The 25,818-nt window shown below is 61.4% G+C and carries 23 protein-coding genes and 1 tRNA gene; 8 read left to right on the top strand and 16 right to left on the bottom strand.

Features of this window, described 5'->3' with window-relative positions; all coding sequences use genetic code 11:
• The first annotated feature begins 9 nt into the window (after positions 1 to 9).
• The gene (locus tag QKB66_RS02940) at positions 10 to 465 is read left to right on the top strand and encodes an RDD family protein (RefSeq protein WP_201054688.1); all 456 of its coding nucleotides are present in this window, start codon (positions 10 to 12) and stop codon (positions 463 to 465) included.
• A gap of 67 nt (positions 466 to 532) precedes the next feature.
• Here QKB66_RS02940 and polA read toward each other — a convergent pair whose 3' ends face one another.
• Positions 533 to 3,124 carry a DNA polymerase I gene (gene polA / locus QKB66_RS02945; protein WP_414252853.1) on the bottom strand — a complete coding sequence of 864 codons (2,592 nt, stop codon included), beginning with the start codon at positions 3,122 to 3,124 and terminating at the stop codon, positions 533 to 535.
• 151 nt (positions 3,125 to 3,275) lie between these two features.
• Between polA and QKB66_RS02950 the strand changes: the two genes are divergently transcribed.
• The 6 genes from QKB66_RS02950 to QKB66_RS02975 all read left to right on the top strand — a co-directional run bounded on the left by QKB66_RS02950 (position 3,276) and on the right by QKB66_RS02975 (position 8,505).
• Positions 3,276 to 3,349, top strand: a tRNA-Leu gene (locus tag QKB66_RS02950).
• A 670-nt stretch (positions 3,350 to 4,019) separates the two neighbouring features.
• The gene (locus QKB66_RS02955; RefSeq protein WP_414252652.1) at positions 4,020 to 4,856 is read left to right on the top strand and encodes a DUF368 domain-containing protein; all 837 of its coding nucleotides are present in this window, start codon (positions 4,020 to 4,022) and stop codon (positions 4,854 to 4,856) included.
• A 9-nt stretch (positions 4,857 to 4,865) separates the two neighbouring features.
• On the top strand, positions 4,866 to 5,744 hold the full coding sequence (locus QKB66_RS02960; RefSeq protein WP_414252653.1) for an ABC transporter substrate-binding protein: 879 nt from the start codon (positions 4,866 to 4,868) through the stop codon (positions 5,742 to 5,744).
• A complete protein-coding gene (locus QKB66_RS02965; protein WP_311518291.1) occupies positions 5,737 to 6,666 on the top strand; it encodes an amino acid ABC transporter permease in 930 nt (309 codons plus the stop codon). Before QKB66_RS02960 ends, QKB66_RS02965 begins: the two co-directional genes overlap by 8 nt.
• Positions 6,666 to 7,430, top strand: coding sequence for an amino acid ABC transporter ATP-binding protein (locus QKB66_RS02970; RefSeq protein WP_282440020.1), 765 nt, complete (start codon positions 6,666 to 6,668; stop codon positions 7,428 to 7,430). The genes QKB66_RS02965 and QKB66_RS02970 overlap by 1 nt, the downstream gene beginning before the upstream one ends.
• Positions 7,431 to 7,518: 88 nt before the next feature.
• Positions 7,519 to 8,505: an HNH endonuclease signature motif containing protein gene (locus QKB66_RS02975; RefSeq protein WP_414252654.1), complete on the top strand. Its 987-nt coding sequence runs from the start codon at positions 7,519 to 7,521 to the stop codon at positions 8,503 to 8,505.
• A gap of 53 nt (positions 8,506 to 8,558) precedes the next feature.
• On the opposite strand, the gene nusB is transcribed toward QKB66_RS02975, so the two are convergent.
• The 15 genes from nusB to aspS all read right to left on the bottom strand — a co-directional run bounded on the left by nusB (position 8,559) and on the right by aspS (position 24,682).
• Positions 8,559 to 9,038: a transcription antitermination factor NusB gene (gene nusB / locus QKB66_RS02980; RefSeq protein ID WP_061922723.1), complete on the bottom strand. Its 480-nt coding sequence runs from the start codon at positions 9,036 to 9,038 to the stop codon at positions 8,559 to 8,561.
• Positions 9,039 to 9,046: 8 nt separating this feature from the next.
• The gene (efp, locus tag QKB66_RS02985) at positions 9,047 to 9,610 is read right to left on the bottom strand and encodes an elongation factor P (protein WP_061922726.1); all 564 of its coding nucleotides are present in this window, start codon (positions 9,608 to 9,610) and stop codon (positions 9,047 to 9,049) included.
• 82 nt (positions 9,611 to 9,692) lie between these two features.
• On the bottom strand, positions 9,693 to 10,784 hold the full coding sequence (locus QKB66_RS02990; RefSeq protein ID WP_414252655.1) for a M24 family metallopeptidase: 1,092 nt from the start codon (positions 10,782 to 10,784) through the stop codon (positions 9,693 to 9,695).
• A 63-nt stretch (positions 10,785 to 10,847) separates the two neighbouring features.
• A complete protein-coding gene (aroQ, locus tag QKB66_RS02995) occupies positions 10,848 to 11,273 on the bottom strand; it encodes a type II 3-dehydroquinate dehydratase (protein WP_248091976.1) in 426 nt (141 codons plus the stop codon).
• Between the two features lie 12 nt (positions 11,274 to 11,285).
• On the bottom strand, positions 11,286 to 12,356 hold the full coding sequence (aroB, locus tag QKB66_RS03000; protein ID WP_414252656.1) for a 3-dehydroquinate synthase: 1,071 nt from the start codon (positions 12,354 to 12,356) through the stop codon (positions 11,286 to 11,288).
• Between the two features lie 13 nt (positions 12,357 to 12,369).
• On the bottom strand, positions 12,370 to 12,906 hold the full coding sequence (locus QKB66_RS03005) for a shikimate kinase (protein ID WP_061922738.1): 537 nt from the start codon (positions 12,904 to 12,906) through the stop codon (positions 12,370 to 12,372).
• A 3-nt stretch (positions 12,907 to 12,909) separates the two neighbouring features.
• Entirely contained in the window at positions 12,910 to 14,121 is a 1,212-nt protein-coding gene (gene aroC / locus QKB66_RS03010) for a chorismate synthase (protein WP_248091970.1), read from the bottom strand.
• A 51-nt stretch (positions 14,122 to 14,172) separates the two neighbouring features.
• A complete protein-coding gene (locus tag QKB66_RS03015) occupies positions 14,173 to 14,562 on the bottom strand; it encodes an A24 family peptidase (protein ID WP_061922744.1) in 390 nt (129 codons plus the stop codon).
• An 11-nt stretch (positions 14,563 to 14,573) separates the two neighbouring features.
• Positions 14,574 to 15,380 (bottom strand): shikimate dehydrogenase, encoded by an 807-nt coding sequence (locus QKB66_RS03020; protein WP_414252657.1) that lies wholly within the window; start codon positions 15,378 to 15,380, stop codon positions 14,574 to 14,576.
• Positions 15,380 to 16,567, bottom strand: a complete 1,188-nt coding sequence (gene mltG, locus QKB66_RS03025) for an endolytic transglycosylase MltG (RefSeq protein WP_414252854.1) — start codon at positions 16,565 to 16,567, stop codon at positions 15,380 to 15,382. Before mltG ends, QKB66_RS03020 begins: the two co-directional genes overlap by 1 nt.
• A 37-nt stretch (positions 16,568 to 16,604) precedes the next feature.
• A complete protein-coding gene (gene ruvX, locus QKB66_RS03030; protein WP_061922754.1) occupies positions 16,605 to 17,147 on the bottom strand; it encodes a Holliday junction resolvase RuvX in 543 nt (180 codons plus the stop codon).
• A 215-nt stretch (positions 17,148 to 17,362) separates the two neighbouring features.
• Positions 17,363 to 20,050 (bottom strand): alanine--tRNA ligase, encoded by a 2,688-nt coding sequence (gene alaS, locus QKB66_RS03035; RefSeq protein ID WP_414252658.1) that lies wholly within the window; start codon positions 20,048 to 20,050, stop codon positions 17,363 to 17,365.
• 91 nt (positions 20,051 to 20,141) lie between these two features.
• Positions 20,142 to 21,506 (bottom strand): replication-associated recombination protein A, encoded by a 1,365-nt coding sequence (locus tag QKB66_RS03040; protein ID WP_414252659.1) that lies wholly within the window; start codon positions 21,504 to 21,506, stop codon positions 20,142 to 20,144.
• A 3-nt stretch (positions 21,507 to 21,509) separates the two neighbouring features.
• Positions 21,510 to 22,679, bottom strand: coding sequence for a phosphotransferase (locus QKB66_RS03045; protein ID WP_248092085.1), 1,170 nt, complete (start codon positions 22,677 to 22,679; stop codon positions 21,510 to 21,512).
• A gap of 197 nt (positions 22,680 to 22,876) precedes the next feature.
• Positions 22,877 to 24,682, bottom strand: a complete 1,806-nt coding sequence (gene aspS, locus QKB66_RS03050; protein ID WP_062038851.1) for an aspartate--tRNA ligase — start codon at positions 24,680 to 24,682, stop codon at positions 22,877 to 22,879.
• A 195-nt stretch (positions 24,683 to 24,877) separates the two neighbouring features.
• Between aspS and QKB66_RS03055 the strand changes: the two genes are divergently transcribed.
• Positions 24,878 to 25,798 (top strand): neutral zinc metallopeptidase, encoded by a 921-nt coding sequence (locus tag QKB66_RS03055; RefSeq protein ID WP_248091953.1) that lies wholly within the window; start codon positions 24,878 to 24,880, stop codon positions 25,796 to 25,798.
• The last annotated feature ends 20 nt before the right edge of the window (positions 25,799 to 25,818 follow it).

Consider the following 25,818-nt stretch of genomic DNA (forward strand, 5'->3'; position numbering starts at 1 on the left):
CTATAGCGCATGGATTTTTTGGTTAAAGAGCGCTTGGGCATCACCCTCCGCCGCGTCGTGGCGTGGTGGATTGATGCCTTCCTCGCCGCCGCCATCATCATGGTGGTGCGGTGGACCATCAACGCGCTTTTCGACGCCCCCATCACAGGCCACGCCGCCGCCATCTACGACATCGCGGCCCTTGCCAGCGTGTTCTACCTCTACCGCGTTATCTGTGAGGCACGCAAACGCACCTCGCTGGGCAAATGGTCGCTGCAGTTGCGCGTCATCACTGACAAGCCCGGCTGGTGGTCGGCCGCGCTGCGCAATAGCTGGATTCTTCTCACGCTCATCTCTTTGACCGGCGTGCCACACGTGGAGGCAATAGTTCTCGGCGTGCTAGGAATATCAGTTTTGGCAACGGGCCAAACGCCCTTCGACATGCTGGCTAATTGCCTAGTCGAGCGCCGCCCGCTGCCTTTCTAACTTCGCCTTCGCGTAGGCCGGGATACCGTGGTCCTCGATGCCCTGGGCTACCAGGCGTGCGCGGGCCTTAGTGCGCTGCGGCATCCCAATCCTTACCGGCACCGGCGGAGACCTCGAGCGGGACGTTGAGCTCGATGGCCGAATCCATCTCGCGTTCTAGAATCTCGCGGACCGCATCAGCCTCGCCTGGGGCGACTTCCACCACAAGTTCGTCGTGGACCTGCAGCAGCACGCGGGAGCGCATGCCCTCGAGCGCCCTATCCACGCGAATCATGGCGACCTTGATGATGTCCGCAGCCGTGCCCTGAATCGGAGCGTTCAGCGCTGCACGTTCGGCATTCTCACGCGCGAGGCGATTATCGGAGTTCAGCTCCGGCAGGTAGCGACGGCGCCCGAAGACGGTCGCGGTGTAGCCATCCTTGCGGGCTTGCTCAACGACGTTGTCGAGGTAGCGTTTCACGCCCCCGAAACGCTCGAAATAGCTTTCCATGATCTCCTTGGCCTCGCGGGCCGGGATGCCCAGCTGCTGGGACAAGCCAAACGCGGAAAGGCCATAGACTAGACCATAAGACATCGCCTTGACACGGCGGCGTAGCTCCGAGGTCACCTCATCGACCGGCACGTCGAAGACCTTCGAGCCGACGTAGTTGTGCAGATCCTCGCCCTCGCGATAGGCCTCGATAAGCCCTGGATCCTCAGACAGGTGCGCCATCACGCGCATCTCAATCTGGGAATAATCGGCCGTCATCAAGGTCTCGAACTCCGCGCCCACGATGAACGCAGAGCGAATCTGGCGCCCTGCCTCCGTGCGCACTGGGATGTTCTGCAGGTTCGGCTCGGTGGAGGAAAGTCGACCCGTGGAAGCCACCGTCTGGTTGAAGGTGGTGTGGATGCGACCGTCCGGCTGCACGGTCTTAATGAGTCCTTCCAGGGTGGTCTTCATCTTCTGGTACTCGCGGTGGGCAAGCAGATGATCGAGGAACGGGTGCGGGTGGTTGACCGCCAACTGCTCAATCTCCTTGGCCGCGGTGGAATAGCCCGTCTTAGTCTTCTTCGTCTTCGGCATCTCGAAGGTCTCGAAGAGCACGGTCTGCAGCTGCTTTGGCGAGTTCAAGTTCAGCGTCTCGTCGCCAGCCAGCTCGCGGGCAGCGCGCTCCTGCTCGGCAACCTGCTCGATGAAGGCATCACGCTGGGTTTCTAGAATCTCCACGTCCACGGCGATACCGGTGGCTTCCATGCGCGCGAGAATGCCCACGAGCGGCAGCTCCAAGTCGGTATAAAGCTCGAAGGAATCGATATCCTGCAGCTGCTTGGTAAGCGCCGCGGCCAGCTCCATGATGGCACCCGCCTGGTCCACCAGGGAAGAATCATCCAGCAGCGAGAGCTGGTCGCTGGCCTGGGCGAGAGTCTTCTTCAGGTGGCGTTGATAGACATCCGGCAGGTCATAGGTGCGCTGGCCTGGGCGCAGCAGGTAGGCAGCGATCGCGGTATCGTGCGCGATGCCACGCAGCTCGATGCCGCGGCCTGCCAGCATATGGAAAGCGGCCTTGGCCTCGTGAAAATACTTCGGCGCAGAAGAAGAAAGCCAGGCGGCAAGCGCGGCGTCATCCTCCGCGCTCAATTCGCCGAGTTCGACCTGCATGCCTTCAAAGTCGGCGTCGACAAGCGCGAGCGCGCTGGCATCGCCCTGACCCGGACGGGGGTCCCCCGTGACGAAGACCGCGACGTGCTCCTTGCCTTCCAACCACTGGGCCAAAGGCTTGTCGACGACCTTAATCTCCTGCGTCGGTGCCTCCTCCACGGCCGGCGCCCCACCGCCGTCGTTCGGAATGGCCTCCAGCACGCGCTCGCGGAGATTGGTGCCGAACTCGAGCTCGTCGAACTTCTCGGCCACCTCGCTAACGGTTGCACCCTGGAAAGCCAGGTCGTCGGGGCCAACCTCTAAATCCATGTCCGTGATCATCTGCGTGAGTTTGCGGTTCATGCGCACCTGCTCGATGCGATCGCGGAAGTTCTGACCGGCCACGCCCTTGATTTCCGCGGCGTGCTCGATAAGACCCTCGAGGGTGCCGTATTGGAGGATCCACTTGGTGGCCGTCTTCTCGCCCACCTTGGGAACGCTCGGCAGGTTATCGGAAGGATCACCGCGCAGGGCCGCAAAATCCGGATACTGCTGCGGAGTCAGACCGTACTTCTCCTCCACCGCGGCCGGGGTAAAGCGATGCAGAGTGGAAACGCCACGCATGGGGTACAACACGGTGGTGTCCTCGTTGACCAGCTGCAGGTAGTCGCGGTCGCCGGTAACGATGAGGGTTTCATAATTATCGGCCTGGGTAGCCAGCGTGGCCACGATGTCATCGGCCTCGAAGTTCTCGCGGGATAGCGTGGTGATGCCCAGGGTGCCGAGCACCTCGCGGATGAGCTCTACCTGGCCGCGAAACTCCTCGGGCGCAGCCTCGCGCTGGGCCTTGTACTCCGGGAACATCTCGGTACGGAAGGTCTTGCGCCCGACGTCGAAAGCCACGCCCACGAACTCCGGCTTCTCCTCGGCGATGATGTTGGAGAGCATGGACAAAAATCCATACACCGCATTCGTGTGCTGGCCGCCGGAGGTGGCGAAGTTTTCTGCCGGCAGCGCATAAAAAGCGCGGAAGGCCATGGAGTGGCCGTCGATAAGCAAAAGGCGCGGTTTGGTGGTCTTATTATGTGTTGTCGAAGAAGTCACTCGCCCCATCATAGAGCCTTTACCCCCACCTAATTAGTAATTGCTCGCCCGGCTGCGCTAAACTGCTTTCCAGTCAACAAGACGCGCCCCTGTAGCCCAATTGGCAGAGGCAATGGATTCAAAACCCATTCAGTGTGAGTTCGAGTCTCACCAGGGGCACTACCTTCATCCCCTCGCTTGGCAACTTTGCCTGGCGAGGGGATTTTTGCGTTCGGGACCCAAAATTTTGGGGCTAAGTAGCAGAAAGTGTGTCTGATTCCAAGCATTGGTGCTGGCCAGAATATATAAATGCTTGGTTTGTTTCATCGAATACGAAATAAGCCAGGTTAGATAGCGAAATACCGCTTTCGATGTGAGTCTGTGGTAGTCCACAGCATCCGACTCTTAGAAGCCGTGAATACAACTTCATTGTCGCGGGGTTCATCAGAGCGGAATGCAACGGTTTAGATTAGCTACCTGCGGCGCATTGCAGGTAGAACGCTTAAAGGCTTCATACCGGCCCTCTACGACGCCTCAAACGAGGCGCACACAAACCGGTATGTGCGATGTCCGAGGCGCACACCTTGTGCTCACAATGATGGAAGCCACGTAGCCCCTAGGAGGCTTTATACCTAGAGATACGTACCCACGACACGCCGTAGCGGACACACATTTTGCTACTTAGCCCAAAATTTTGCCACGTTGAGTGAATAATATGCCGCGAGTGGTATTTATTGTGATAGATTTATACCTCGGGCGGCACGGCATTTCTCCGGCTGCTTAAAAATCTCGGCCGTGTTGCGGCACGTCACGCCCCAGAACCCGATCATTCAAGGTTAGTTTCGAAAGTATGCAATATATTCTCAACGCCATTCGCGGCGCACTCATAGGCTCGGCAGAGCTCGTCCCCGGAATCTCCGGTGGCACTGTCGCGCTTATCGTGGGCATTTACGAACGCGCGCTGCACAATGCAAACTTTCTTATCTCAGGCCGGTTCAAAAAGGTGGAATGGGGCTTTCTCGCCTCCGTCGCTGTAGGCATGTTCGCGGCCGTATTTGGACTGTCGACGCTGTTGCACAACTTCGTCGAGAGCCAAGTATCGATATCAAGCGCCCTGTTTTTAGGAATGGTGGCGGTATCCATCTTCGTGCCGATCTCCATGATGACTCGGGCTGAGCGCTTCAAGGCCTCCTCCATCGCCACCTTCGCAGTGGCGGCCGGACTTATTTTCTTTGTCACGGGATTTACCTCGGAGCCGGTGGACAATCCCTCACTCATCGTGGTCTTCTTGGCCGCCATGGTAGCGGTCTGCGCGCTCGTGCTCCCCGGTGTCTCGGGCTCGCTGATTCTGCTGACGATGGGCCTTTACCAGCCGGTCATCGGCGCCGTTTCCGACCGCGAGCTGGGCACCATTGCCGTATTCGCCTTGGGTGCCCTGTGCGGCCTCGCGGCGTTTGTAAAGCTGCTCAACTACCTATTGGATAATCACCGCTCGCTGACCCTGGCAGCCATGGCCGGCTTCATGTTCGGCTCCCTGCGCGCTTTGTGGCCGTGGGGCGCGGACCAGGACGCGTCGAGCGGGACAATCATCGCGATGATGGTGCTCGGCGGCATCATCGTATCCGTATTCATCTTCATCGACGCACGCAAGGCCAAGGCCTACAACGAGCCGGAAAAGCAAAGTTAGAACACCCCAATGAAAAGAAAAATCGCCACCACAGCCGTGGTACTAAGTTGCACCGTCCTAGCGACGGGATGCGTCACCAACGAGGAATCCTCCATGCCTAAGGGCTGGCAAGCACCTGACATCGAGATGGTTCCGGAGATCGCGGCGATGTACCACGACAACGATGGCGTGCTCACGGCGGGCACCAACCCGCCGTTTGCGCCCTTCGAGTTCAAGGACTCCGATGGCGCGCTCGTCGGCGTTGAGATGGACATCACCAACGCTATTGCCGACGTCCTAGGGCTCGAGTTCCAACCCGTCGAACAGGATTTCTCGCTCATCCTGCCCGCGGTGCAATCCGGGCAAATCGACATCGGCGCCACCGGATTTACCGATAACGAGGAACGCCGCAAAAACTTCGACTTCGTCGACCACCTCTACGCCGGCATCCAATGGGCCGAGCGCACCGAGGGCATCAAAGACGTAAACCCGGAAAACCCGTGTGGGCTTACCGTCGCGGTCCAGCGCACCACGGTCTCAGAAACCGACGACCTTAATCCGAAACGCGATGCCTGCGGCGGCGACCTGCGCATCCTGGCCTATGACACCAGCGACAACGCGGCACTTGCCGTGTTGATGGGCCGCGCGGACGCAATGTCCGCCGACTCGCCTGTCTCCTCCTGGGCAGTCAACCGCTCAGAGGGCAAGATGCGCATGGTCGGTGACATGTTTGACGCCGCACCTTATGGGTTGGCGGTGCCGAAAGACTCCGAGCTCGGTCCTGCTGCCGCTGCGGCACTGGACTACCTCATCGAAACAGGCGAATACAAAAAGATTTTGAGCCGCTGGGGCATCTCTGAGGGCCTCGTGGACCAGGCAATGATTAACGAAAGGCCAGTCAATGATTAAGGCAACCCCGGCCGCGCAGCCGCAAGAAATTCAGGCTCGTCCCCTGCGTCACCCATGGCGCTGGGTCTTTGCCACCATCCTCGTCCTTCTAGGCCTCTGGTTTGTCATCGCCTCCGCGCGCAACGAGGCATTTGGCTGGGATACCTACTTCCAGTACCTCTTTGACAAGCGCATCGGGGCTGCGTCCCTGCATACCCTGGCCATTACCATCCTCGCGATGCTCATCGGCGTCGTCGGTGGCGCGGTGCTCGCGGTGATGCGCATGTCCCCCAACCCGGTTTTGCGCGGCGTCGCCTGGCTATTTTTGTGGATCTTCCGCGGCACCCCGGTCTACGTGCAGCTGGTGTTCTGGGGCCTTTTATCCGCGCTCTATCAATCCGTCAACCTCGGATTCACCGAGATTTCACTCTCGGGAGTGTTGACCAACGCCTTCCTGCTGTCCGTGCTGGGGCTTGGCCTGAACGAGGCGGCCTACATGGCAGAAATCGTCCGCTCCGGCATTTCTGCAGTGCCGGAAGGCCAGAAAGAAGCCTCCAAGGCTCTGGGCATGGGCTGGTGGATGACCATGCGCCGCACTGTGCTTCCGCAGGCAATGCGCATTATCATCCCGCCGACGGGCAACGAGTTCATCTCCTTGCTCAAGACCTCCTCGCTCGTGGTTGCGGTGCCCTATACCTACGAGATTTTCGGCCGCGCCACCGATATCTCCGCCGCTCTCTTCGAACCCATCCCGCTGCTTATGGTCGCGGCCACGTGGTACCTGGTGATCACCTCCTTACTGATGGTGGCCCAGTACTTCTTGGAGCGCCGCTTCGAACGCGGTGCCACGCGTGAGCTCACCGGGCGTCAGCTAGCAGCGCTTGCCGACGCCGAGGGCACCATCCCCCGTAACGTTTCCGTCATCCCGGAGGTAAATAACTAATGGCTACGCCAATGATTTCCGCACAAAGCGTGCACAAGTCCTTCGGCAGTTTGGACGTGTTGAAAGGCGTCACTCTCGACGTCATGCCGGGCGAGGTCGCCTGCCTGCTGGGGCCTTCGGGCTCGGGCAAGTCTACGTTTTTGCGCTGCTGCAATCACCTAGAAAAGGTCACGGCGGGCCGACTATACGTCGACGGGGACCTGATTGGTTACCGCGAGCGCGACGGAGTGCTCTACGAGATCACGGAAAAGCAGGCCGCCGCCCAGCGCGCCGATATCGGCATGGTCTTCCAGCAATTTAACCTTTTCGCCCACCGGACGGTGCTCGAAAACATCATTGAGGCGCCGGTGAACGTGAAAAAGCAGCCGGTGGAAAAGGCAAAGAAACGCGCGATGGAGCTGCTCGAGCAGGTAGGCCTTGCGCACAAGGCGGATGCCTATCCGGTGCAGCTTTCGGGCGGCCAGCAACAGCGAGTGGCCATCGCGCGGGCGGTGGCGATGGAGCCGAAGCTGATGCTTTTCGACGAGCCGACCTCTGCACTCGATCCCGAACTCGTCGGCGAGGTATTGCGCGTGATGAAGGATCTCGCCGCGGGTGGAATGACCATGCTGGTGGTCACCCACGAGATGGGATTTGCCCGAGAAGTCGCCGACAAGATTTTCTTCATGGATGGCGGCCAAGTCATCGAATCTGGCACTCCGCAGCAGGTCATCGACGATCCGCAGCACCCGCGAACTAAGGAATTCCTCTCCTCGCTGCTATAGCGAGCTTACGATGAGTTATCCACAGATTTAGCCCGAAAAAGAAATTGGGGCTAGCAATCGGTTGACTAACGCTCCTAGCGTTTAAGGCATGACTCTTCAGGCATACCTTGACGCACTGCGCCCCGGCATGGACATCATCGCCGGGGCCCAAGGCATGTCTGCCACGCAACTAGAAGCCCTCGGCGCCCCGGATACCGAGGCCCGCATGCTCGCCCGCCTGGCGCATACCTACTTCGGCCCCACCAAATTTAGCGCCAAACAGCGCACGGCCCGCGAGTCCACGCACAGTCTGCCGGTGTTAAAAATCATCGAACGCTACGCCGCCAAGGCGGCCAACCAGGCCGAAGCGTGGCGGCTGCGCGAGAAGCTCTGCGCGCTGCAGGCGCCCGCCAGCGACATCGAAAAGCAGGCGCGCCGGCTGACCCGCAGGCCGGCACGGGGGCCGCGTGCTGGGGCGCGGTTGTATCGACGTCGCAAAGCGTGGACGCTCGCCATCACCGGCCCCAGCGACATGATCGCGGACTTGTGGGCGCGCTTGGATAAGACCAAGCCTGTGGAGCAACTGACCGGCCTTCTCTACGGCGGCGTGAAGGCTGCACAGCGCCCGACGCCGCGCACTAACGTCATCGTGCGCCTGCCGGAGTTTATCGACGTCCTGCACGGCACGGGCGACGAGATCACCCTGCGGCTGACCAACGGCGCCACCATGACTGGAAAAGATTACTTGGAGCGCGTGCTTGCCGACGCCGGCCTCGGCGAGCTGTTTACGCTCATCCACCCGGTGGAAGGCCCGGTGAACCTATACCGCGCACAAAGGCATGCCAGCTCGAAGCAGCGACTTATGGCGGCCGCGGAAAATCCGACGTGCCCGTGGCCGGAATGCAACATCGGCGCCGATGAAGCCCAAGTCCACCACATACACCCCTGGCGCTTGGGCGGCGAGACCAACATGGCGAATCTGACCACCTGCTGTGGCTACCACAACGGGGTCAATCAAGACGACCCGAACGCCCCGCCAGGCCGCGGGAGGCTGGACCGCATCGATGGTGTGCTCACTTGGCACCGCGGGCGGTGATAAAAACGCGCAAAAGCGCTGCTCCTTAAGGGGAACAGCGCTTGTTGGCGTGCCTAAATTTCCTCTGACATGGGGTTGTCTGCGGACTGGGCTTGGATGACGTCGTCAAGCACGGCGTGAATATACGGCGGTGCCTGATGATTGGAATACTCGGAAGCTAGCTCCACGCCCTCCACGAGTGCGGTTGCGTTCGGGACATCCTCGTTGAAAAGAATCTCCCACACGGCCACGCGCATAATTGCGCGGTCGACGGCCGGGATACGGTGCAGCTCCCACTCAGAAGAAAGGTAACGCTCGATGGTCTCGTCGATGGCGTCGAGTTCTTCGGCCGCGCCCTTGACGATGACCTGGGTGTACTCGGCAACCGGGGCGACGCCGTTGGCATCCTCGCGGGCCAGCTGGACGCGGTCCTCGATGATGCTTACGGGATCGACGTCGCGGTTTTCTGCCTCGTACAGAATGTCCGCGGCGCGGCGGCGCGCGCGGTAGCGCGCCGTGTGGCGCTTGTAGTTGATGTCTTTTTGCTCAGACACGTTGCGCCCTAGTTGTTGACGCGGGAGAGGTACTCGCCGGTGCGGGTATCGATCTTGAGGACGTTGCCGATCTCGATAAACAGCGGTACCTGGATCTCGGCGCCGGTCTCGAGGGTAGCTGGCTTGGTGCCGCCGTTGGAGCGGTCGCCCTGCAGGCCTGGCTCGGTGTGCTCGACCTTCAGGTCAACGGAGATCGGCAGCTCGCCGAAGAGAGCCTCGCCGTCGTGGAAGGAGACCTGCACCCGCATGTTCTCCTGCAGGAACTTGCCGGCCTCACCGAACTTGTCGAAAGGCAGCTCGAACTGCTCGAAGGTCTTATCGTCCATGACAACGAAGTTCTGGCCATCGTTGTACAGGTAGGTCATATCGCGACGATCTACCGTTGCGGTCTCCACCTTGACGCCAGCGTTGAAGGTCTTATCGGTGACCTTGCCGGAGACGACGTCCTTGAGCTTGGTACGCACGAATGCAGGGCCCTTGCCCGGCTTAACGTGCTGGAACTCGACGATCTGCTGCAGCTTGTTGTCAATCTTGAGAACGAGTCCGTTCTTGAAATCGGTGGTATCAGCCATGGATCAAACTCCCAGTAAAAATAGTGGTGAAAACAGTGTTCCAGCATACCTTATGCAGGTTTGCCAGCATAACAGGGCCAAATTATAGAACCTGCAAGTCCTTCGGGAATGCAGTGATGATCTTCGGCGCGCCGGAGGTGATGATAAGCGTATCCTCGATGCGCACTCCGCACTTGCCCGGTACGTAGATGCCCGGCTCGATGGTAAGGGTCATGCCCTCGGCAAGCTCGCCCTTACCCGTTTGCGCAGCAGCCGGGCCCTCGTGCACGTCGAGGCCGATGCCGTGGCCGGTAGAGTGCACGAAGTACTCGCCGTAGCCGGCCTCGGTGATGATGTCGCGGCAGGCGGCGTCGACGTCGACAAGCTTGGCCCCTGGCACCGCCGCCTTGACGCCAGCCTCTTGGGCGCGCAGGACGATATCGTATATCTCGCGGGAGAGCTCGTTCGGCTCCCCAACCGCGAAGGTACGGGTGCAATCGGAGTTAAAGCCACGCAGGTGCGCGCCGAAGTCGATGGTTACGAGGTCGCCGGAGACCAGTACGCGATCGTCGGCGCCGTGGTGTGGCTTTGCGGAATTCGGGCCGGAGGCGACGATGGTATCAAAGCTCACGCGCTCAGAGCCCAGCTTGCGCATGCGGTATTCCAGGTCCGCCGCGATCTGGCGCTCAGTGCGCCCCACCGCTACCTCGCCGGCAGCAACCAAGCCCTCCAGCGCTTCGTTGGCCAGCGCCGCGATGTGTTCAAGGCGCTCCAGCTCCTGTGGGTCCTTTACCAGGCGGATGTCTTCGATGACTCCGCTCATCGGAACCAGCTCCACTCCCTCGGGCGCTGCCTCTTCTAAGGCCTTGAGCTCAGATACGGAGACATAATCGGCCTCAAAAGCCACGCGCAGTGGCCCCTCGAGGCGCCTGAGCAACGCCGGGCCCACCGGGCGGCCCAAGACTGCTTCGAGGTCTGGGACTTCTTCTGCAATCTGAGTGGTATAACGGCCATCGGTTGCCATCAGCGCCGAGAGATCCTTGCGCAGTAGCAGGCCACCGTTGGAGCCGGAGAAGCCGGAAAGATAGCGCACATGCACCAGGTGGGTTACCAAGACGGCGTCGATGCGCATGCCGGCTACCTCTACGGCGAGCTTGCGGCGGCGGTCACTAAAGCGGGTATCAGCGAGTTTCATGCGTTAATCCTTTTCTTCTTGACGGTCAACCCATGATAACGCCCACCACCCGCGGGTTTGGGGCTAATCGTTGAGAAAATAACCGAGTGCGGCCTCGTAGCCGTAGATACCCAATCCGGCGATAACCCCGCGCGCGATCGGGCTTAAATAGGAATGCTGGCGGAACGGCTCGCGCGCGTGCACGTTGGAGATATGTACCTCGACGAAGCCGGCGCCGTCGGCAACCTCGGCTAGGGCGTCGCGCAGCGCGACTGAAGTATGCGTAAAGCCGCCAGGGTTGATGATGACGGGCCAGCCGGCGTCGGCAGCCTCGTGGACCTTATCGATGAGCTCGCCCTCGTAATTGGACTGGTAGAACTCCAGCTCTGCCTCACCTGCGGCCGCACGCATGCGCTTTTCGACGTCCGCGAGACTCGTCGTTCCATACACTTCCGGCTGCCGCTTGCCCAGGCGGTTTAGGTTGGGGCCGTTGAGAACCAAAATCTTCATGTCTGCTCCGAACTAGTGGGAAATTGCTGCATAGGCCGCGCGCAATTCGGCCTCAGTAGCATCTTCGATGCGGGTGGTCTCGCCGATGCCGGTAAGGGCTACGAAACGAATAGCACCCCCGCGGTTTTTCTTATCCCTCGTCATGGCCTGATAAAGCTCGTCGAAGTGGCCTGCTTCGTAGGTGGTGGGCAGGCCGAGCGAGCGCAGGATCTGGGTGTGGGTGTCCAAAAGGGTGGCGTCGATAAGCCCGCGGGCGTGGGCTAGGTTGGCGACGAACATCATGCCCACGGCCACGGCGCGGCCATGACGCCAGGTGTAGTCCTCGCGCAGCTCGATGGCGTGGCCGAACGTGTGTCCATAGTTGAGGGTCTCGCGCAGGCCGGCCTCTTTGAGGTCCTCGCCCACCACGCGGGCCTTGACCGCGATGGAGCGCTCGATAAGCTCGGGCAGACCGCGCAGCGGGTCGAGGCAGGCGGCGGGATCTGCGAGGTAACGCGAGATGATGACTGGATCGTGGATGAAACCGGATTTGACGATCTCCGCCGACCCGGCGACGATTTCATCCTCTGGCAGAGTGTGCAGGCGGTCCGAGTCCACGAAGACGGATTCGGGTTCGTGGAATGCCCCGACCAAGTTCTTGCCGGCTGCGGTGTTAATGCCTGTTTTGCCGCCGACGGCGGCGTCGACCATCGCCAGCAACGTGGTGGGCACTTGGATGACCTTAATGCCGCGCATCCACGTCGCGGCAAGGAACCCCGCGAGATCGGTGGCCGCTCCCCCTCCGAGTCCCACGATGGCGTCGCGGCGGCTGAAGTTTGCCTCGCCAAGGCTGTCCCACAGCCCACCTACGACGTCGAGGCGCTTGGCGGCCTCGGCATCGGGAATGGGCAGCAGGGTAACCACGACGTTGCGCGCGGCAGCCTCCGCGGCAAGCTGGCGAGCGACGGCCGCGACGGCAGGCTGGAACACGATCCCCACCTGGCCCGCGCCGGTTGCGCTGAGCCGGTCTGCGATGGCTTCGGTCAAACCCGCGCCGATGGTGACCTCATAAGGGCTAGGGCCTGAAACTGGAATCGTGGTCATGATTACTCTTTTCTTAAAGCGTGTCGATAAAGCCCAAAATGGCGCCGACTACCTGCTGTGGGCTGCGCTTATCGGTGCGGACCTTCAAGTTGGCGACCTGCTCGTAGTACGGCCTGCGCAACTCCAGCAGCTCAGCGTAGTGCGCCAGGGGGTCGGCGGCGGCGAGGACGGGGCGGTTGGCATCGCCAAGCGTGCGCGCAACGCCCTCCTCCGGGGAAACGTCAAGGAAAATGACGGTGTGGCGGTCCAGGAGGTCGCGGGTGCCTTCATCGAGCACGGCCCCGCCGCCCAGGCTGACGACGCCGCGCGAACACAGCGCTTGCTTTACCACTTCCGCCTCCAGCTCGCGGAAGGCCGGCTCACCCAGCGAGGAAAAGACCTCTCCACAGGCCGCGCCCTCGCGCTGTTCAATCATCTGGTCGGAGTCGACGAGTTCGCAGTTGAGGGAATGAGCTAAACGGCGCCCGATGGAAGACTTACCCGCCCCAGGTGGCCCAATGAGAACAACGCGGGGACGTGGACTACCAGTCACGGAAACCGGTGTGGTCATTACTTACTCCTGTTCAAAAGCAAGACGCTGGGAAACATACTCATTGTAGGCGGCGATATTGCGCTTGGTCTCCATGACGCTATCGCCGCCAAATTTTTCTAGCACCGCGCGCGCGAGAACGAGGGCGACCATGGCTTCGGCGACCACGCCCGCGGCGGGCACCGCGCACACGTCGGAACGCTGGTGGATGCCGGTGGCTGCCTTGCCGGTTGCCATATCCACGCTCTGTAGGGCGCGCGGGACGGTGGAGATCGGCTTCATGGCAGCGCGCAGGCGAAGTGTCTCGCCGTTGGTCATGCCGCCTTCGAGGCCGCCGGCGCGGTTGCTCAGGCGAGTAACGCCCGCGCCTTCGCGCACCATTTCGTCGTGAGCCTCGGAGCCGCGGCGGCGGGCCTCCTCGAAGCCGTCGCCTACTTCAACGCCCTTGATGGCCTGGATGCCCATGAGCGCAGCGGCGAGCTGGGCATCGAGGCGGTCCTCGCCGGAGATGTGCGAGCCCAGGCCAATGGGCAGGCCTTCGACAACCACCTCGATGATGCCGCCTAAGGTATCTCCCTGCTTTTTGGCGGCCTCAATTTCCGAAATCATCGACGCTTGCGCATCCTCGCTGAAGGCGCGCACGGGTGAAGCATCGATGGCGTCGAGATCCGCGTGCGTCGGTGTGGGGCCCGCATAAGGCTCCGAGGCTCCGATGGAGATGACGTGGGAGATAACCTCCACGCCGAGGGTCTCGCGCAGAAAGTTACGCGCGATGGTGGCGGCGGCCACGCGCGCGGCGGTCTCACGAGCTGAGGATCGCTCCAGGATCGGACGCGCCTCGTCGTGGCCGTATTTGACCATACCTGCAAAATCCGCGTGGCCCGGCCGCGGGCGGGTCAGCGGGGCGCCACGGCCGGACGCCATGGCCTTGGCGGTCTCCTCGTCGGACATGTCCAGCGCGTGTGGTGACATGATGGTGGTCCACTTAGGCCACTCGGTGTTGCCGATCATGATCGCAATCGGGCTGCCCAGAGTCTTACCGTGGCGGATGCCAGAAAGGAGAGTTAGTTCATCGGCTTCGAACTTCATGCGGGCGCCCCGGCCGTAGCCTAAGCGGCGGCGTGAGAGCTGGGCGGCGATGTCATCCTGCGATACTGGTACTCCGGCCGGCATGTGCTCAAGCATGGCGATGAGCGCCTGGCCGTGGGATTCACCTGCGGTAGTCCAACGAAGCATGCGGGTTATTATCGCACGCCGCGCACACGCGGGCTAACACTAGGGTCGAACTTAGAGCGCAATCACACACGCTGCCGCAGCCAGCAGCATTCCGGGCCCGTGCGGGGGTGCGGCATCGCGGCGGGCAAGGCCCCATAACGCAGTGCTTAGCGACGCCCCCATCATCGCCAGCAACTGCCCCATCACCCCTGCTTCGTGGACGGTCCACATCCCCAGCGGGAAGGCGAGTTTGATGTCGCCGCCACCGACGCCGCCGCGCCAGAGCGCAAGGGCGAGATAGAGGCCGGGCCAGATGAGTCCCGCGGGCGAAAAGATGCACAGTGCGATAAGGCAGGCGGGCAGGGTAAGCCAATTGGGCAGGCGTTTATAGCGGATATCGTATATACACAGCATGACTATCCACGCGGCGATGCAGGCGTGGATATAAAAATTTCCCCCCATGGGGCCACAGCCTAGCTCAAGGCTGCATCGAGGGCAGCGCGCATGGCGGCTTGTGGCGCGGGATGGCCGGTAAATTGCTCAAACTGGCTGTAGGCCTGGTTGGCGAGCATGACGTGGCCGCCCACCGTGGCGTAGCCGTTGGCGGCCGCATGCGAGACGAGCGGGGTGGGCCAGGGATCGTAGATGACGTCGAGGACTGGCGCGTGGGCTAGATCAAAGAGGTGACCGTCGAGGGCCGCGGAGGGAACAGTGGAGACGATGAGCTCTGCCTCGCGCGCGAGGGCGGCGATGTCATCGTCGAAGGTGGCGCGATAAAGCTTGAGGCCGAGGGCGTCGGCAAGCGGGGCGAGCTCGGCGAGCCGGTCAGAACGGTTCAGCACGGTGACGTCGGTAATACCGCGCTGCGCCAGGCCCCAGAGTGCAGGGCGGGCGGTGCCGCCAGAGCCGATGAGAAGCGCGTGACGGGCGGTCTTTTCCCCCATTAGGGCCGCCAACGCACCGGAGACGCCCTCAGTGTCGGTGTTGTCGGCGCGCCAGCCCTGCTCGGTGCGTACAAGGGTATTAGCAGAGCCAATGAGTTCGGCACGTTCAGTGCGCTCCGCGGCGCAAGAAAGGGCGGCGAACTTGCCCGGCATAGTCACCGAGAAACCGCGGAAATCAGCAGGCGCCTCCTCGAGAAAGCGCGGCAGCGACGCCGCCGTGACCTCAAAGCGGGTGTAGTCCCAATCCTCTAGCCCCAGGGCTGCATAACCGGCGTTATGCAGCACCGGAGACAAAGAATGGTCGATGGGTTGGCCCAGAACCGCCGCGCGTGGCATTACTCGGCTGGCTTTGCTTCAGGATCCTCGCCACCCTGCACGCCGTCGCGCTGGGACTCGAGAATGCCGGAGTTGATGGCCTTATCGACGTTGGCCAAGTGCTCGTCGTAGTTATCGGTGAACACGGTGGTGCCATCGGCGTCGATTGTGGCGAAGAACAGCCAGTTGCCCTCCTCCGGGTGCTCCATCGCGTCGATTGCCTCAACGGAAGGAGAAGCAATCGGGGTATCCGGCAGGCCCTCCTTGGCGTAAGTATTCCATGGGGTGACCTCGGCGCGAGCTTCGTCGGAAGTCGCCAGCTCCACGTCCGGCAGGCCGTAGTTAACGGTGGAATCCAGCTCCAAGCGCATCGGCTCTTCCAAGCGGTTCAGGATGACGCGGGCCACTTTGCCGAACTCGCCGGCCGGGGACTCGCGCTCGACCAAGGAGGCTGCAACCAGCAGCTCGTATGGGGTCTTGCCCATAGCCTGCGCGCGGTCGACGATGCCCGTCTCGTTGTAGCGCTCGGTGGAACGAGTAATCAAGTCCTTCAAGATGGCCTGCGCGTCCATGTTCGGATCGACCACATACTGGCCCGGAGCAATAAGGCCCTCAAGGCGCTTCGGATCCTCGCCACGGGAGCGAATCTTCTCCAGCGCCCACTCTGGCGCGCCAAGCTCGGCCGGATCGACGGTCGCCGCGACCTTCTCCAGTTCTTCCTTGGTCACGGAGCCACCCTCTTGCTCAGAGACTTGCGCGATCAGCGAGTAGACGCCGTAGCGAACATCGCCGCCGACAACCTTGACGTCGGAAAGCGTGGCTCCGCCCTGCACGTCCAAAGGATCGACCTTGTTTTTGTCATCGAGCAGCGCAGAAACCGCCGCCTTTGCGTTCATCTCCTCCTGCAGGCGGTAGAAGCCCGGTTGAATGCTGCCGGCGCGAGGGTTGGAGTTGGCCGCCGAGGAGAAAGCATCCGCGGTCTTGACCACGTTCTTTTCAACGAGCGACGGGCCGAGCTCGCTCATCGACGAGCCTTCTGGGACCTCGACCAGCTGCACGGTGCCGTTGCCGGTTCCCTCATAGTCCATGCTGCTGCCTCCTCCAAGCAAGCGGAAGCCGATGTATCCCAGGGCGCCGATAATAAGCACCACGGAGGCCACCACCACGGCAAGGCCGCGCTGGCGGCGCTTGACGTGCTTCGGCTCCATGGAGCGCCCGATTCGTTCTTGGTTTCGGCTCACGTAACTAGTCTCCTGCTGTTGAAGGCTCGTGGGTGGTTGCATCTGCTTGAAGCGCGTTGTTACGTGCGTCCAACCAGGATTGCAAGATTTCTACTGCGGCTGCTTGGTCGATGACTTTGCGGCCCTTTTTCTCGGATACCCCCGACGCCCGCAGCGCTGTCGTGGCGGCAACTGTGGTCAGCCGCTCGTCAGCCATGCGGACAGGTGGTTGTCCTATCGTTACATCTTTTCCCAGCCTGCGGCGGATGCGAAACGCGATTTCCTTGGCGTGTTTGACACTTTTCGAGCCGTTGCCCTGCAGATCGCGGGGCAGGCCTACTACTACCTCTACCGCTTGGTACTCGTGAATGAGCTCCAAAATGCGGTCGATATCGCCTTTATCGCGGTCTTTGAAACCGGTTTCGCGAGCGACGGTCTCGACAGGAAGCGCCAGCTTGGCGTTGTTGTCAGAGACCGCGACACCGATACGTACGGTGCCTACATCTAGCGCTAGTCGACGCCCATTTCCCGGATCGTCCACCCCGGGAGTATCGGGTTGTACGGCCATGCTCTATGAATGTCCCTTCGCGGTTGGTTGCGACGCAAAAGTCGCAAAACGGTAACGATGACATGTAGATTCTAGTCATATTATTTGCGGCTATGGTGTGCAGGGGGCATAAGTTTTAGGTTATTGGCTGTTTAAAGGCCTAATACCTACCCCTATCGCGCAAAAATCCCCGCCCTTTTGGCCTAAAGATGCGGGGAGTTAAGCGGTTAAAAAATTTAAGCCTTTTCGAGTTCGTCGCGCAGGGCGTTGAACGCGGCCGAAAGGCCTTCGGCGTTAGCGCCGGAGCCTTGCGCCATGTCTGGCTTGCCGCCACCCTTGCCGTCGATGTAGCCGGCGAACAGCTTAACCAAGTCGCCAGCCTTGATGCCGCGCTCAATGGCGGCCTTGGTGACGCCGGCGATAAACGGCAGCTTGCCGCCCTCATTCTCGGAGGCGAGGACAACCACGCCTGGCTTGTCGCCGAGGCGGTTCTTCAGGTCGGTGGCCACAGTGCGCAGGTCGCCTCCGCTGACGTTGTTCGGCAGGCGGGTTGCCACGACGCTAAAGCCGTTGACTTCGACGGCGGAGTTGACCATCTCAGCGGTCTGGGACATCAGCTGGGCCTTGTGCAGGTCCTCGATCTGCTTCTCAGCAGCCTTGAGGCGCTCGGTCAGCTGCGCGATGCGCTCTGGAAGGTCCTCGGACTGGATCTTCAACTCGCGGGAAACGCCCTCCACGAGTGCGGTTTCCTTTGAGTAGTAGCGGAACGCGTCCAGGCCAGAGTAGGCCTCGATGCGGCGCGCGCCGGAGCCCACGGAGGACTCGCCCAGCACGGAAACCGGGCCAATCTCCGCCGTGTTGGTGACGTGGGTGCCACCGCACAGCTCGATCGAGAACGGGCCGCCCATCTCGACGACGCGAACCTCAGAGCCGTAGTTCTCACCGAACAGCGCCATGGCGCCCATCTGCTTCGCCTTTTCCAGCGAGGTCTCGATGGTGTTGACGGAAAAGTGGGCGTCGACAGCCTGATTGGTGATGAGAGCAATCTCCTCCAGCTGGGCTGGGGTCAGCTGCTCGGTGTAGTTGAAGTCGAAGCGCAGGTAGCCCGGGCGGTTCAAGGAACCTGCCTGAACTGCAGTTGGGCCCAGCACCTTGCGCAACGCCGCGTGGATAAGGTGGGTTGCCGAGTGCGCCTGGACTGCGCCGTGACGCCACTTCTTATCAACCTCAGCGGTCACGGAAGCACCCAGGTCGATGCCGCCGGCAGTAACGGTGGCCTTATGGACCCACAGCTTCTTGCCGATCTTCTGGACATCGCCCACCTCAAGCAGGCTCTCGCCCGCGTACAGGCGGCCGCGGTCCGCGGTCTGTCCACCGGCCTCGGCGTACAGCGGCGACTGGTCGAGGATGACCTCCACCTGCTCGCCCTCGTGGACCTCGTTGACCTTCTCGCCATCGCGAACCAGACCGATGATCTTGGCGTCGGAAGTTAGCGTCTCGTAACCGGTGAAGACGGTCGGGTTGTTATCGACCCACTCACGGTAGAGAGAAAGGTCGGCGTGGCCGTGCTTCTTTGCCTGGTTATCGGCCTTGGCGCGGCGGCGCTGCTCTCCCATCGCGTCGTTGAAGCCATCCATGTCGACCTCGAGGCCGGCCTCTTGGGCCATCTCTAGGGTGAGGTCAATTGGGAAGCCATAGGTGTCGTGCAGCTCGAATGCCTTCTCGCCGGAGAGCACCTTGGTGGTTGCAGCACGCGAGGTGGACTTGAGCTCTGCAACGGCTTCGTCGAAAAGCTTAGTGCCCGACTCCAAGGTCTTGAGGAAGGCCTTCTCCTCCGCGATGGCAACGCGCAGGATGCGCTCGCGGTGCTCCGCAATTTCCGGGTAGGACGGAGTCATGGTGTCCATGATGGTGTTCATGAAGCGCTCCATGCTCGGCGCGGTAGCCCCCAGCAGGCGTGCGGATCGGATGATGCGACGCAGCAGGCGGCGCAGGATGTAGCCGCGACCTTCGTTGCCCGGGGTAACGCCGTCCAAGATGAGCATCATGCCGGTACGGGAGTGGTCCGCGATGACGCGGAATCGGATGTTGTCCTGATCGCTTGCGCTCTCGCCGTACTTGGAACCAGAAAGCTCCTCCGCGGCGTCGATAACCGGGCGCAAAAGGTCGGTCTCGTAGACGTTATCTACGCCCTGCAGGATGCAGGCTACGCGCTCGATGCCCAGGCCGGTATCGATGTTCTTCTTCGGCAGCGGGCCCAGGATTTCGAAGTTACCCTTGCCGATGCCCTCGCCGCGCTCGTTCTGCATGAAGACCAGGTTCCAGATCTCCATGTAACGGTTGTCGTCGGCCACTGGGCCGCCCTCGGCGCCGTATTCCGGGCCGCGGTCATAGTAAATCTCGGAGCACGGGCCGCACGGGCCAGGAATGCCCATGGACCAGTAGTTATCCTCCATGCCCAGGCGTTGGATGCGCTCCTTCGGCACGCCTACTTCGTTGTGCCAGATATCGGCAGCCTCATCGTCGTCCAGGTAGACGGTAACCCACAGACGCTCCGGGTCGAGCCCGAAGCCGCCTTCTTCGACGGAGCCGGTGAGAAGGCCCCAGGCGTTTTTGATTGCGCCTTCCTTGAAATACTGGCCGAAGGAGAAGTTGCCGGCCATCTGGAAGAAGGTGTTGTGGCGGGTGGTAATACCTACTTCTTCGATGTCCAGGGTGCGCACGCACTTCTGGATGGAGGTCGCCAGGCCGTTGGGAAACGGCGGGTTCTGCTGGCCGAGAAAGTACGGCTTGAACGGAACCATGCCGGCGTTGACGAAGAGCAGGTTCGGGTCGTCCAAAATGAGCGACGCGCTGGGAACCGCCTCGTGTCCGGTTTTCACGAAGTGCTGGGTAAAGCGTTCCCGGATCTCATGAGTCTTCACGAGCTAAAAGTCCTTCACTGTTTAAGCGGTACGTAACAGCGCTCAACTTTACCCGTATCGCTTCCTAGCACGGGTATCGGGGGAGAAAATTTTAGCGCCGCTTGCCGCGGATGATGTTGCGCAGCCGCCCCAGGTAGTCATGGATGCGCTTTTCGGCACCATGTTCGGTGGGTTCGTAGTACAGCGCGCCTTCCAATTCATCTGGTAGGTACTGCTGCTTAACGACGCCGCGCGGGTCATCATGCGGGTAAACATACCCCACGGCATTGCCGAGCTTTTCCGCTCCTTCGTAATGGCCGTCGCGCAGGTGGGCCGGGACGTGACCGATTCGCCCAGCTTGCACGTCGGATTGCGCGGCGCTGATTGCTTGGATCACTGCGTTCGACTTCGGTGCGGTGGCCAGGTGGATGGTGGCTTGGGCCAACGGAATTCGCGCCTCCGGCATGCCGATCAATTGCGCGGCCTCGGCTGCTGCCACGGCGATTTGCAACGCGGAAGGGTCGGCCATGCCGATGTCTTCGGAGGCATGCACGATAAGACGGCGTGCGATAAAGCGCGGGTCCTCGCCTGCCTCAATCATGCGCGCCAGGTAGTGCAGCGCGGCATCGACATCCGAGCCACGGATCGACTTAATGAACGCAGAGACGACATCGTAGTGCTGGTCACCATCGCGGTCATAGCGCACGACGGCGCGGTTGACGTTGTCACGGATGACTTGGGCGGTCAATTCCCCACCGTCGGCCACGGCCTCGGCTGCGGCTTCCAGGTAGGTCAGCGTGCGACGGGCGTCACCGCCGGCGAGCAGCACGAGCTGGTCGAGCGCTTCGTTGTTTGCGCTAATGCGCCCACCCAGGCCACGTTCGCTGGTGAGGGCGCGTTCGGCGAGTACTTTCAGGGAGGCGTCGTCTAGCGGCTGCAACTGCAGCAACAACGAGCGCGAGAGCAACGGCGCCACCACGGAAAAGGAGGGGTTTTCCGTGGTCGCAGCGACGAGCAACACGGTGCGATTTTCCACTGCCGCGAGCAACGCGTCCTGCTGGGTCTTGGAAAAGCGATGCACCTCGTCGATAAACAGCACCGTGCGCCGGCCATGGATGAGTTCTTGGCGCGCCCGGGTGATGACCTCGCGCACCTGCTTGACTCCCGAATCCAAGGCGGATAAGCCCACGAAGTTTTGGCCAATCGATTTTGCGATCAGCGAGGCAATGGTGGTCTTGCCAGTACCGGGAGGACCATACAAGATGACAGAAGCCTCGCCGGAGCCTTCGATGAGCCGGCGCAGGGGCTTCCCTTCTTCAAGTAGGTGGCCTTGACCCACCACCTCATCGAGGCTCTGCGGGCGCATCCGGGCCGCCAATGGCGAGCCGGAATGGGTGGCAAAGATTTCTTGGCCAGGCAGCGGCGCGGATGCCTCTGTCCCGCCGGGTGCTGGGCCAAACAGAAAATCTTGGCTCATGGCCTAGCCCTCACGCAGACGGCTGGCTACGGTCTGGCCAAACTGCGCAACCGGTTCGCATGCGGCGGAATCGCACTTGGCGGAATACCGCGCCAACGCCTCGAAGGTTTCGTACAAGTCGCGGCGGATGAGAATTTCCTCTTCGCTAAATGGACCCTGGTCTGCAGGACGCAGCAAGGAATGGCGTGCGTCGTGCTCGATGTCTGCGGAGCCTTCCGAAAGAGCCACAACGCCCTCAATACCGCCGGCGTACATCGTGGTCACGCTGGACAAAGCCCAGCCGATGAGCGAGGCGACGATGAGCTCGTGAAGCTCGATATCGTCAGCGAGACGCGGCCACACATGCACCACGCGGCGTTGCCAGGCGGAGATGAAAATCTCGGCCTCTTCATCCGAGATCGGACGCGCGAAAAGGAACTGCGGGAAGCCGGCGATGACACAGGCGACGTCGAAGCCGACGTTGCGATAACCCGCCCACTCATAATCCAAAAAGGCTAGGTTTTGGGAAACGATGACGTTATCGGGCGACAAATCAAAAGGCGTAAATGCGCGCTCGCGACCGATGGACAGCGCGCTTGCCGCCTGTTGCGCCAGCTCCACAAAGTCTGCGGGCGCTGGCAGGCCAGCATCAGCCAGGATGTCTGCGCCAATCAAAATCGAGCGCTGCAGGGATTCATCGCGCAGCGACTGATGCTCGGCGTATTCCGGGTGCTGGCGCAGCATGCGGTTAAGCAGCGTCTCGTAGTCTTGCTCGCGGTCTGCGGTACCCGCATGCATCTGGCCCAAAGAACGCCCCAGAGAACGCAGGATCTCCTTGCGGTCCTCGCCCTGTGCCTGGATGAGAACGTCGGCCAAGGTGTCGCCCTCACCGACGTCGGAAAGCACCAAAATGCGACGATCCAGATCATGGGCAAAAAGCACCGGGCCCGGGCGCACGTCCTCGCCCAAAGCGGTGGTGAACTGGTAGGCCACGACCTCGCGGAGAAGCGCGGCGTCATCAATCGCATGCCCGGTAGAAGGGTTGTATTTGATGACCACGGAGCGGTGCGGCAAAAATGCCGTCGGAGTCATCCGCGCGCGCAAGACGGTGGCGTTGCCCGAACCGCCTAGGTCAGTTACCTGCGTGAACTCGGCAACCCCGCCGTAACGGCGCGAAAGCAACTCGGCGGCCATCTCGACGACCTCGTCTTGGGTATAGGCCGTGTCAGTAACGCCCGTATTCTCCGTGGTCACTTCATCTTCCTTTACTTGATCGCTGAGCTCTATGTCAGCCGCGCTCGCAGCAAAAGCGGGGCACCGCCTCATGCGGTGTGGTGAAACACTTTCCCGCAGCTTCGGCCCTGCCCCGCTTTAAAAGCAAGCTTTAGCGCTTACTTCGCTGCAGCCTTTTCTTCTGACTTCTTTTCCGGCTTGAAGTCGACGCCAGTCTCCTTGCGCTGTGCGGCAGGGATCGGTGCCGGGGCGTCGGTTAGCGGATCGACGCCGCCGCCGGACTTCGGGAAAGCAATGACGTCGCGGATGGAGTCAAAGCCGCCGAGCAGGGACACGATGCGGTCCCAGCCGAATGCGATGCCGCCGTGTGGCGGTGCGCCGTACTGGAATGCGTCGAGCAGGAAGCCGAACTTCTCCTGTGCTTCTTCCTCGCCGATGCCCATGACGTCGAAGACACGCTTTTGCACATCCTGCTGGTGGATACGGATGGAACCGCCGCCGATCTCGTTGCCGTTGCAGACGATGTCATAAGCGTAAGCGGTTGCCTCGCCCGGGTTCTGGTCGAAGGTGTCGAGGTACTCCGGCTTCGGGGAGGTAAAGGCGTGGTGCACGGCCGTCCACTTGGAGTGGCCCAAGGCAACGTCACCGGATGCGGTGGCGTCGGCAGCTGGCTCGAACAGTGGTGCGTCGACGACCCAGGTAAAGGCCCAGTCGCCTTCCTTGATGAGGTCGAGCTTGCGCGCGATCTCGCCACGGGCTGCGCCGAGCAGAGCGCGGGAAGACTTGGTGTCGCCTGCGGCAAAGAAGATAGCGTCGCCAGGCTTTGCGCCCACGTGAGCGGCGATGCCCTCGCGCTCGGCGTCGGTGATGTTCTTGGCCACTGGGCCGCCCAAGGTGCCATCCTCAGCAATGGTGATGTAGGCAAGGCCCTTAGCGCCGCGCTGCTTTGCCCACTCCTGCCAAGCGTCGAACTGGCGGCGCGGCTGAGATGCGCCGCCTTCCATGACGACGGCACCGACGTACTCGTTCTGGAATACGCGGAAGGTGGTGTCCTTGAAGAACTCGGTGCACTCGACGATCTTGATGTCAAAGCGCAGGTCCGGCTTATCGGAGCCGTAGTACTTCATGGCATCGGCGTAGGTCATACGCGGGATTGGAGTGGTGATTTCGTAGCCGATGAGCTTCCACAGTTCGGAGACGATCTCCTCCGCCAGTGCGATGACGTCGTCCTGGTCCACGAAGGACATCTCGACGTCGAGCTGGGTGAACTCCGGCTGGCGGTCAGCGCGGAAATCCTCGTCGCGGTAGCAGCGCGCGATCTGGTAGTAGCGCTCCATGCCGGCAACCATAAGAAGCTGCTTGAACAGCTGCGGCGACTGCGGCAGGGCGTACCAGGAGCCTGGCTTCAGGCGTGCTGGGACCAGGAAGTCACGGGCGCCTTCTGGGGTGGAGCGGGTCAGGGTTGGGGTCTCGATCTCGGTGAAATCGTGAGCGTCGAGCACCTTGCGGGCTGCACGGTTTGCCGCAGAGCGCAGACGCAGCGCGTCGCCCTGGGTCTTGCGGCGCAGATCCAGGTAGCGGTACTTCAGGCGCGCTTCCTCGCCGACCTCTCCAGAGGTGGATGGGTCATCGATCTGGAAAGGCAGTGCTGCGGACTTGTTGAGGACCTCCAGCTCGGTGACGTTGACCTCGATCTCGCCGGAAGGCAGGTTCGGGTTCTCGGAGCCTTCTGGACGCGGCTCGACGACGCCGGTTACCTTCACGCAGTACTCAGAGCGCAGGTCGTGTGCGTGCTCTGCAACTTCGGATTCGCGGAAGACAACCTGGGCGATGCCGGATCGGTCACGCAGGTCAATGAAGATAACTCCACCGTGGTCGCGACGGCGGGAAACCCAACCGGTGAGAGTAACGGTCTCGCCTGCGATGTCCTTGCGGAGCTCGCCGGCCAAATGAGTGCGCAGCACTAGCGTTCAGTCCCTTCTATTTCGATTTTTTACCCTCTCCCGCCACGCGTAGACAGCACGCGCCGGAGAATGGCAAAACTTGAACGCGCCCAAGTCTACAACCCCGCCTAGTATTTCGTTTCGATGAGGCAGTTACAGAAAGTATCTATATTTTCTGGCGGCACAATGCGCTGGACATATGGCATTATCAATGGCATGACATTTCGTTCGGATGCAGAATTCAACAACACCCGCGCCCGCTCTGGTGGCGGCGGGCGCCGCGGCGGCACCATTGCGGCAGGGGGCGGCCTGGGCACTCTCGTCCTCATCGGTTTGTTCCTGATCATGGGCGGAAACCCATCCGATCTTGATCAGTACTTCGGCACCGAGAATGACCAGGGCCAAATAGCGCAGGAAGAAAACGGCACAGACGCAAACGGCAACCCCACCGGAGAGCTTGCCCACTGCCAGACCGCTGAGGACGGCAACAAATACGACGACTGCCGCATCATGTACGCCGCCCAGTCCATCGACCGCGTTTGGGCGGACCAACTTCCAAAGCAGGCCGGGCTGGAATACACCGAACCCGGAATGGTCATCTTTCACGGCGCCACCACGTCCGGCTGCGGCCAAGCATCGGCCGCCACCGGCCCGTTCTACTGCCCGAGTGATCAGACGGCCTATTTCGATACCGCCTTTTTCGATCAACTCACCCAATTCGGCGCCGAGAACGCACCCCTGACGCAAATGTATATCGTGGCCCACGAGTTTGGTCACCACATTCAAAACCTCGAGGGAACGCTGGGTCTTTCCAATTACAACCAGCCGGGCGAGGATTCCAACGCCGTCAAGATTGAGCTGCAGGCAGACTGCTACGCAGGCATCTGGGCAAACTATGCCGATGACAATACGAACATGGGCTTGCAAGAGATTTCGCAGCAGCAGCTCGAGAACGCAGTGACCGCCGCTGCCGCTGTTGGCGATGACAACATCCAGCAGCGCTCCGGCGGCCAGGTCCGCCCCGATCAGTGGACACACGGTTCTTCCGAAATGCGCTCCAAAGCCTTCTTAGCCGGCTACCAATCAGGCGAGATGGCGCGGTGCGACTACCTCGAGCGCAATGCTTATAACGGCTAAACACTTATAGCGCCTAAAGT

The organism is Corynebacterium sp. c25Ua_89 (genome assembly GCF_047459735.1).
In the GTDB taxonomy this organism is placed as follows: Bacteria; Actinomycetota; Actinomycetes; order Mycobacteriales; family Mycobacteriaceae; genus Corynebacterium; species Corynebacterium simulans.

Coding starts and splice junctions, on each gene's coding strand:
- aroB (WP_414252656.1), bottom strand. CDS start 12,356: ATGACCACGATTCCAGTTTCAGGCCCTAGCCCTTATGAGGTCACCATC.
- QKB66_RS03005 (WP_061922738.1), bottom strand. CDS start 12,906: ATGACCACACCGGTTTCCGTGACTGGTAGTCCACGTCCCCGCGTTGTT.
- QKB66_RS02970 (WP_282440020.1), top strand. CDS start 6,666: ATGGCTACGCCAATGATTTCCGCACAAAGCGTGCACAAGTCCTTCGGC.
- QKB66_RS03020 (WP_414252657.1), bottom strand. CDS start 15,380: ATGCCACGCGCGGCGGTTCTGGGCCAACCCATCGACCATTCTTTGTCT.
- QKB66_RS02975 (WP_414252654.1), top strand. CDS start 7,519: ATGACTCTTCAGGCATACCTTGACGCACTGCGCCCCGGCATGGACATC.
- QKB66_RS03045 (WP_248092085.1), bottom strand. CDS start 22,679: ATGGCCGCCGAGTTGCTTTCGCGCCGTTACGGCGGGGTTGCCGAGTTC.
- efp (WP_061922726.1), bottom strand. CDS start 9,610: ATGGCTGATACCACCGATTTCAAGAACGGACTCGTTCTCAAGATTGAC.
- QKB66_RS02940 (WP_201054688.1), top strand. CDS start 10: ATGGATTTTTTGGTTAAAGAGCGCTTGGGCATCACCCTCCGCCGCGTC.
- QKB66_RS03055 (WP_248091953.1), top strand. CDS start 24,878: ATGACATTTCGTTCGGATGCAGAATTCAACAACACCCGCGCCCGCTCT.
- aroC (WP_248091970.1), bottom strand. CDS start 14,121: ATGCTTCGTTGGACTACCGCAGGTGAATCCCACGGCCAGGCGCTCATC.
- polA (WP_414252853.1), bottom strand. CDS start 3,124: ATGGCCTTCCGCGCTTTTTATGCGCTGCCGGCAGAAAACTTCGCCACC.
- mltG (WP_414252854.1), bottom strand. CDS start 16,567: ATGGAGCCGAAGCACGTCAAGCGCCGCCAGCGCGGCCTTGCCGTGGTG.
- QKB66_RS03015 (WP_061922744.1), bottom strand. CDS start 14,562: ATGGGGGGAAATTTTTATATCCACGCCTGCATCGCCGCGTGGATAGTC.
- QKB66_RS02965 (WP_311518291.1), top strand. CDS start 5,737: ATGATTAAGGCAACCCCGGCCGCGCAGCCGCAAGAAATTCAGGCTCGT.
- aroQ (WP_248091976.1), bottom strand. CDS start 11,273: ATGAAGATTTTGGTTCTCAACGGCCCCAACCTAAACCGCCTGGGCAAG.
- ruvX (WP_061922754.1), bottom strand. CDS start 17,147: ATGGCCGTACAACCCGATACTCCCGGGGTGGACGATCCGGGAAATGGG.
- QKB66_RS02990 (WP_414252655.1), bottom strand. CDS start 10,784: ATGAAACTCGCTGATACCCGCTTTAGTGACCGCCGCCGCAAGCTCGCC.
- QKB66_RS03040 (WP_414252659.1), bottom strand. CDS start 21,506: ATGAGCCAAGATTTTCTGTTTGGCCCAGCACCCGGCGGGACAGAGGCA.
- QKB66_RS02960 (WP_414252653.1), top strand. CDS start 4,866: ATGAAAAGAAAAATCGCCACCACAGCCGTGGTACTAAGTTGCACCGTC.
- QKB66_RS02955 (WP_414252652.1), top strand. CDS start 4,020: ATGCAATATATTCTCAACGCCATTCGCGGCGCACTCATAGGCTCGGCA.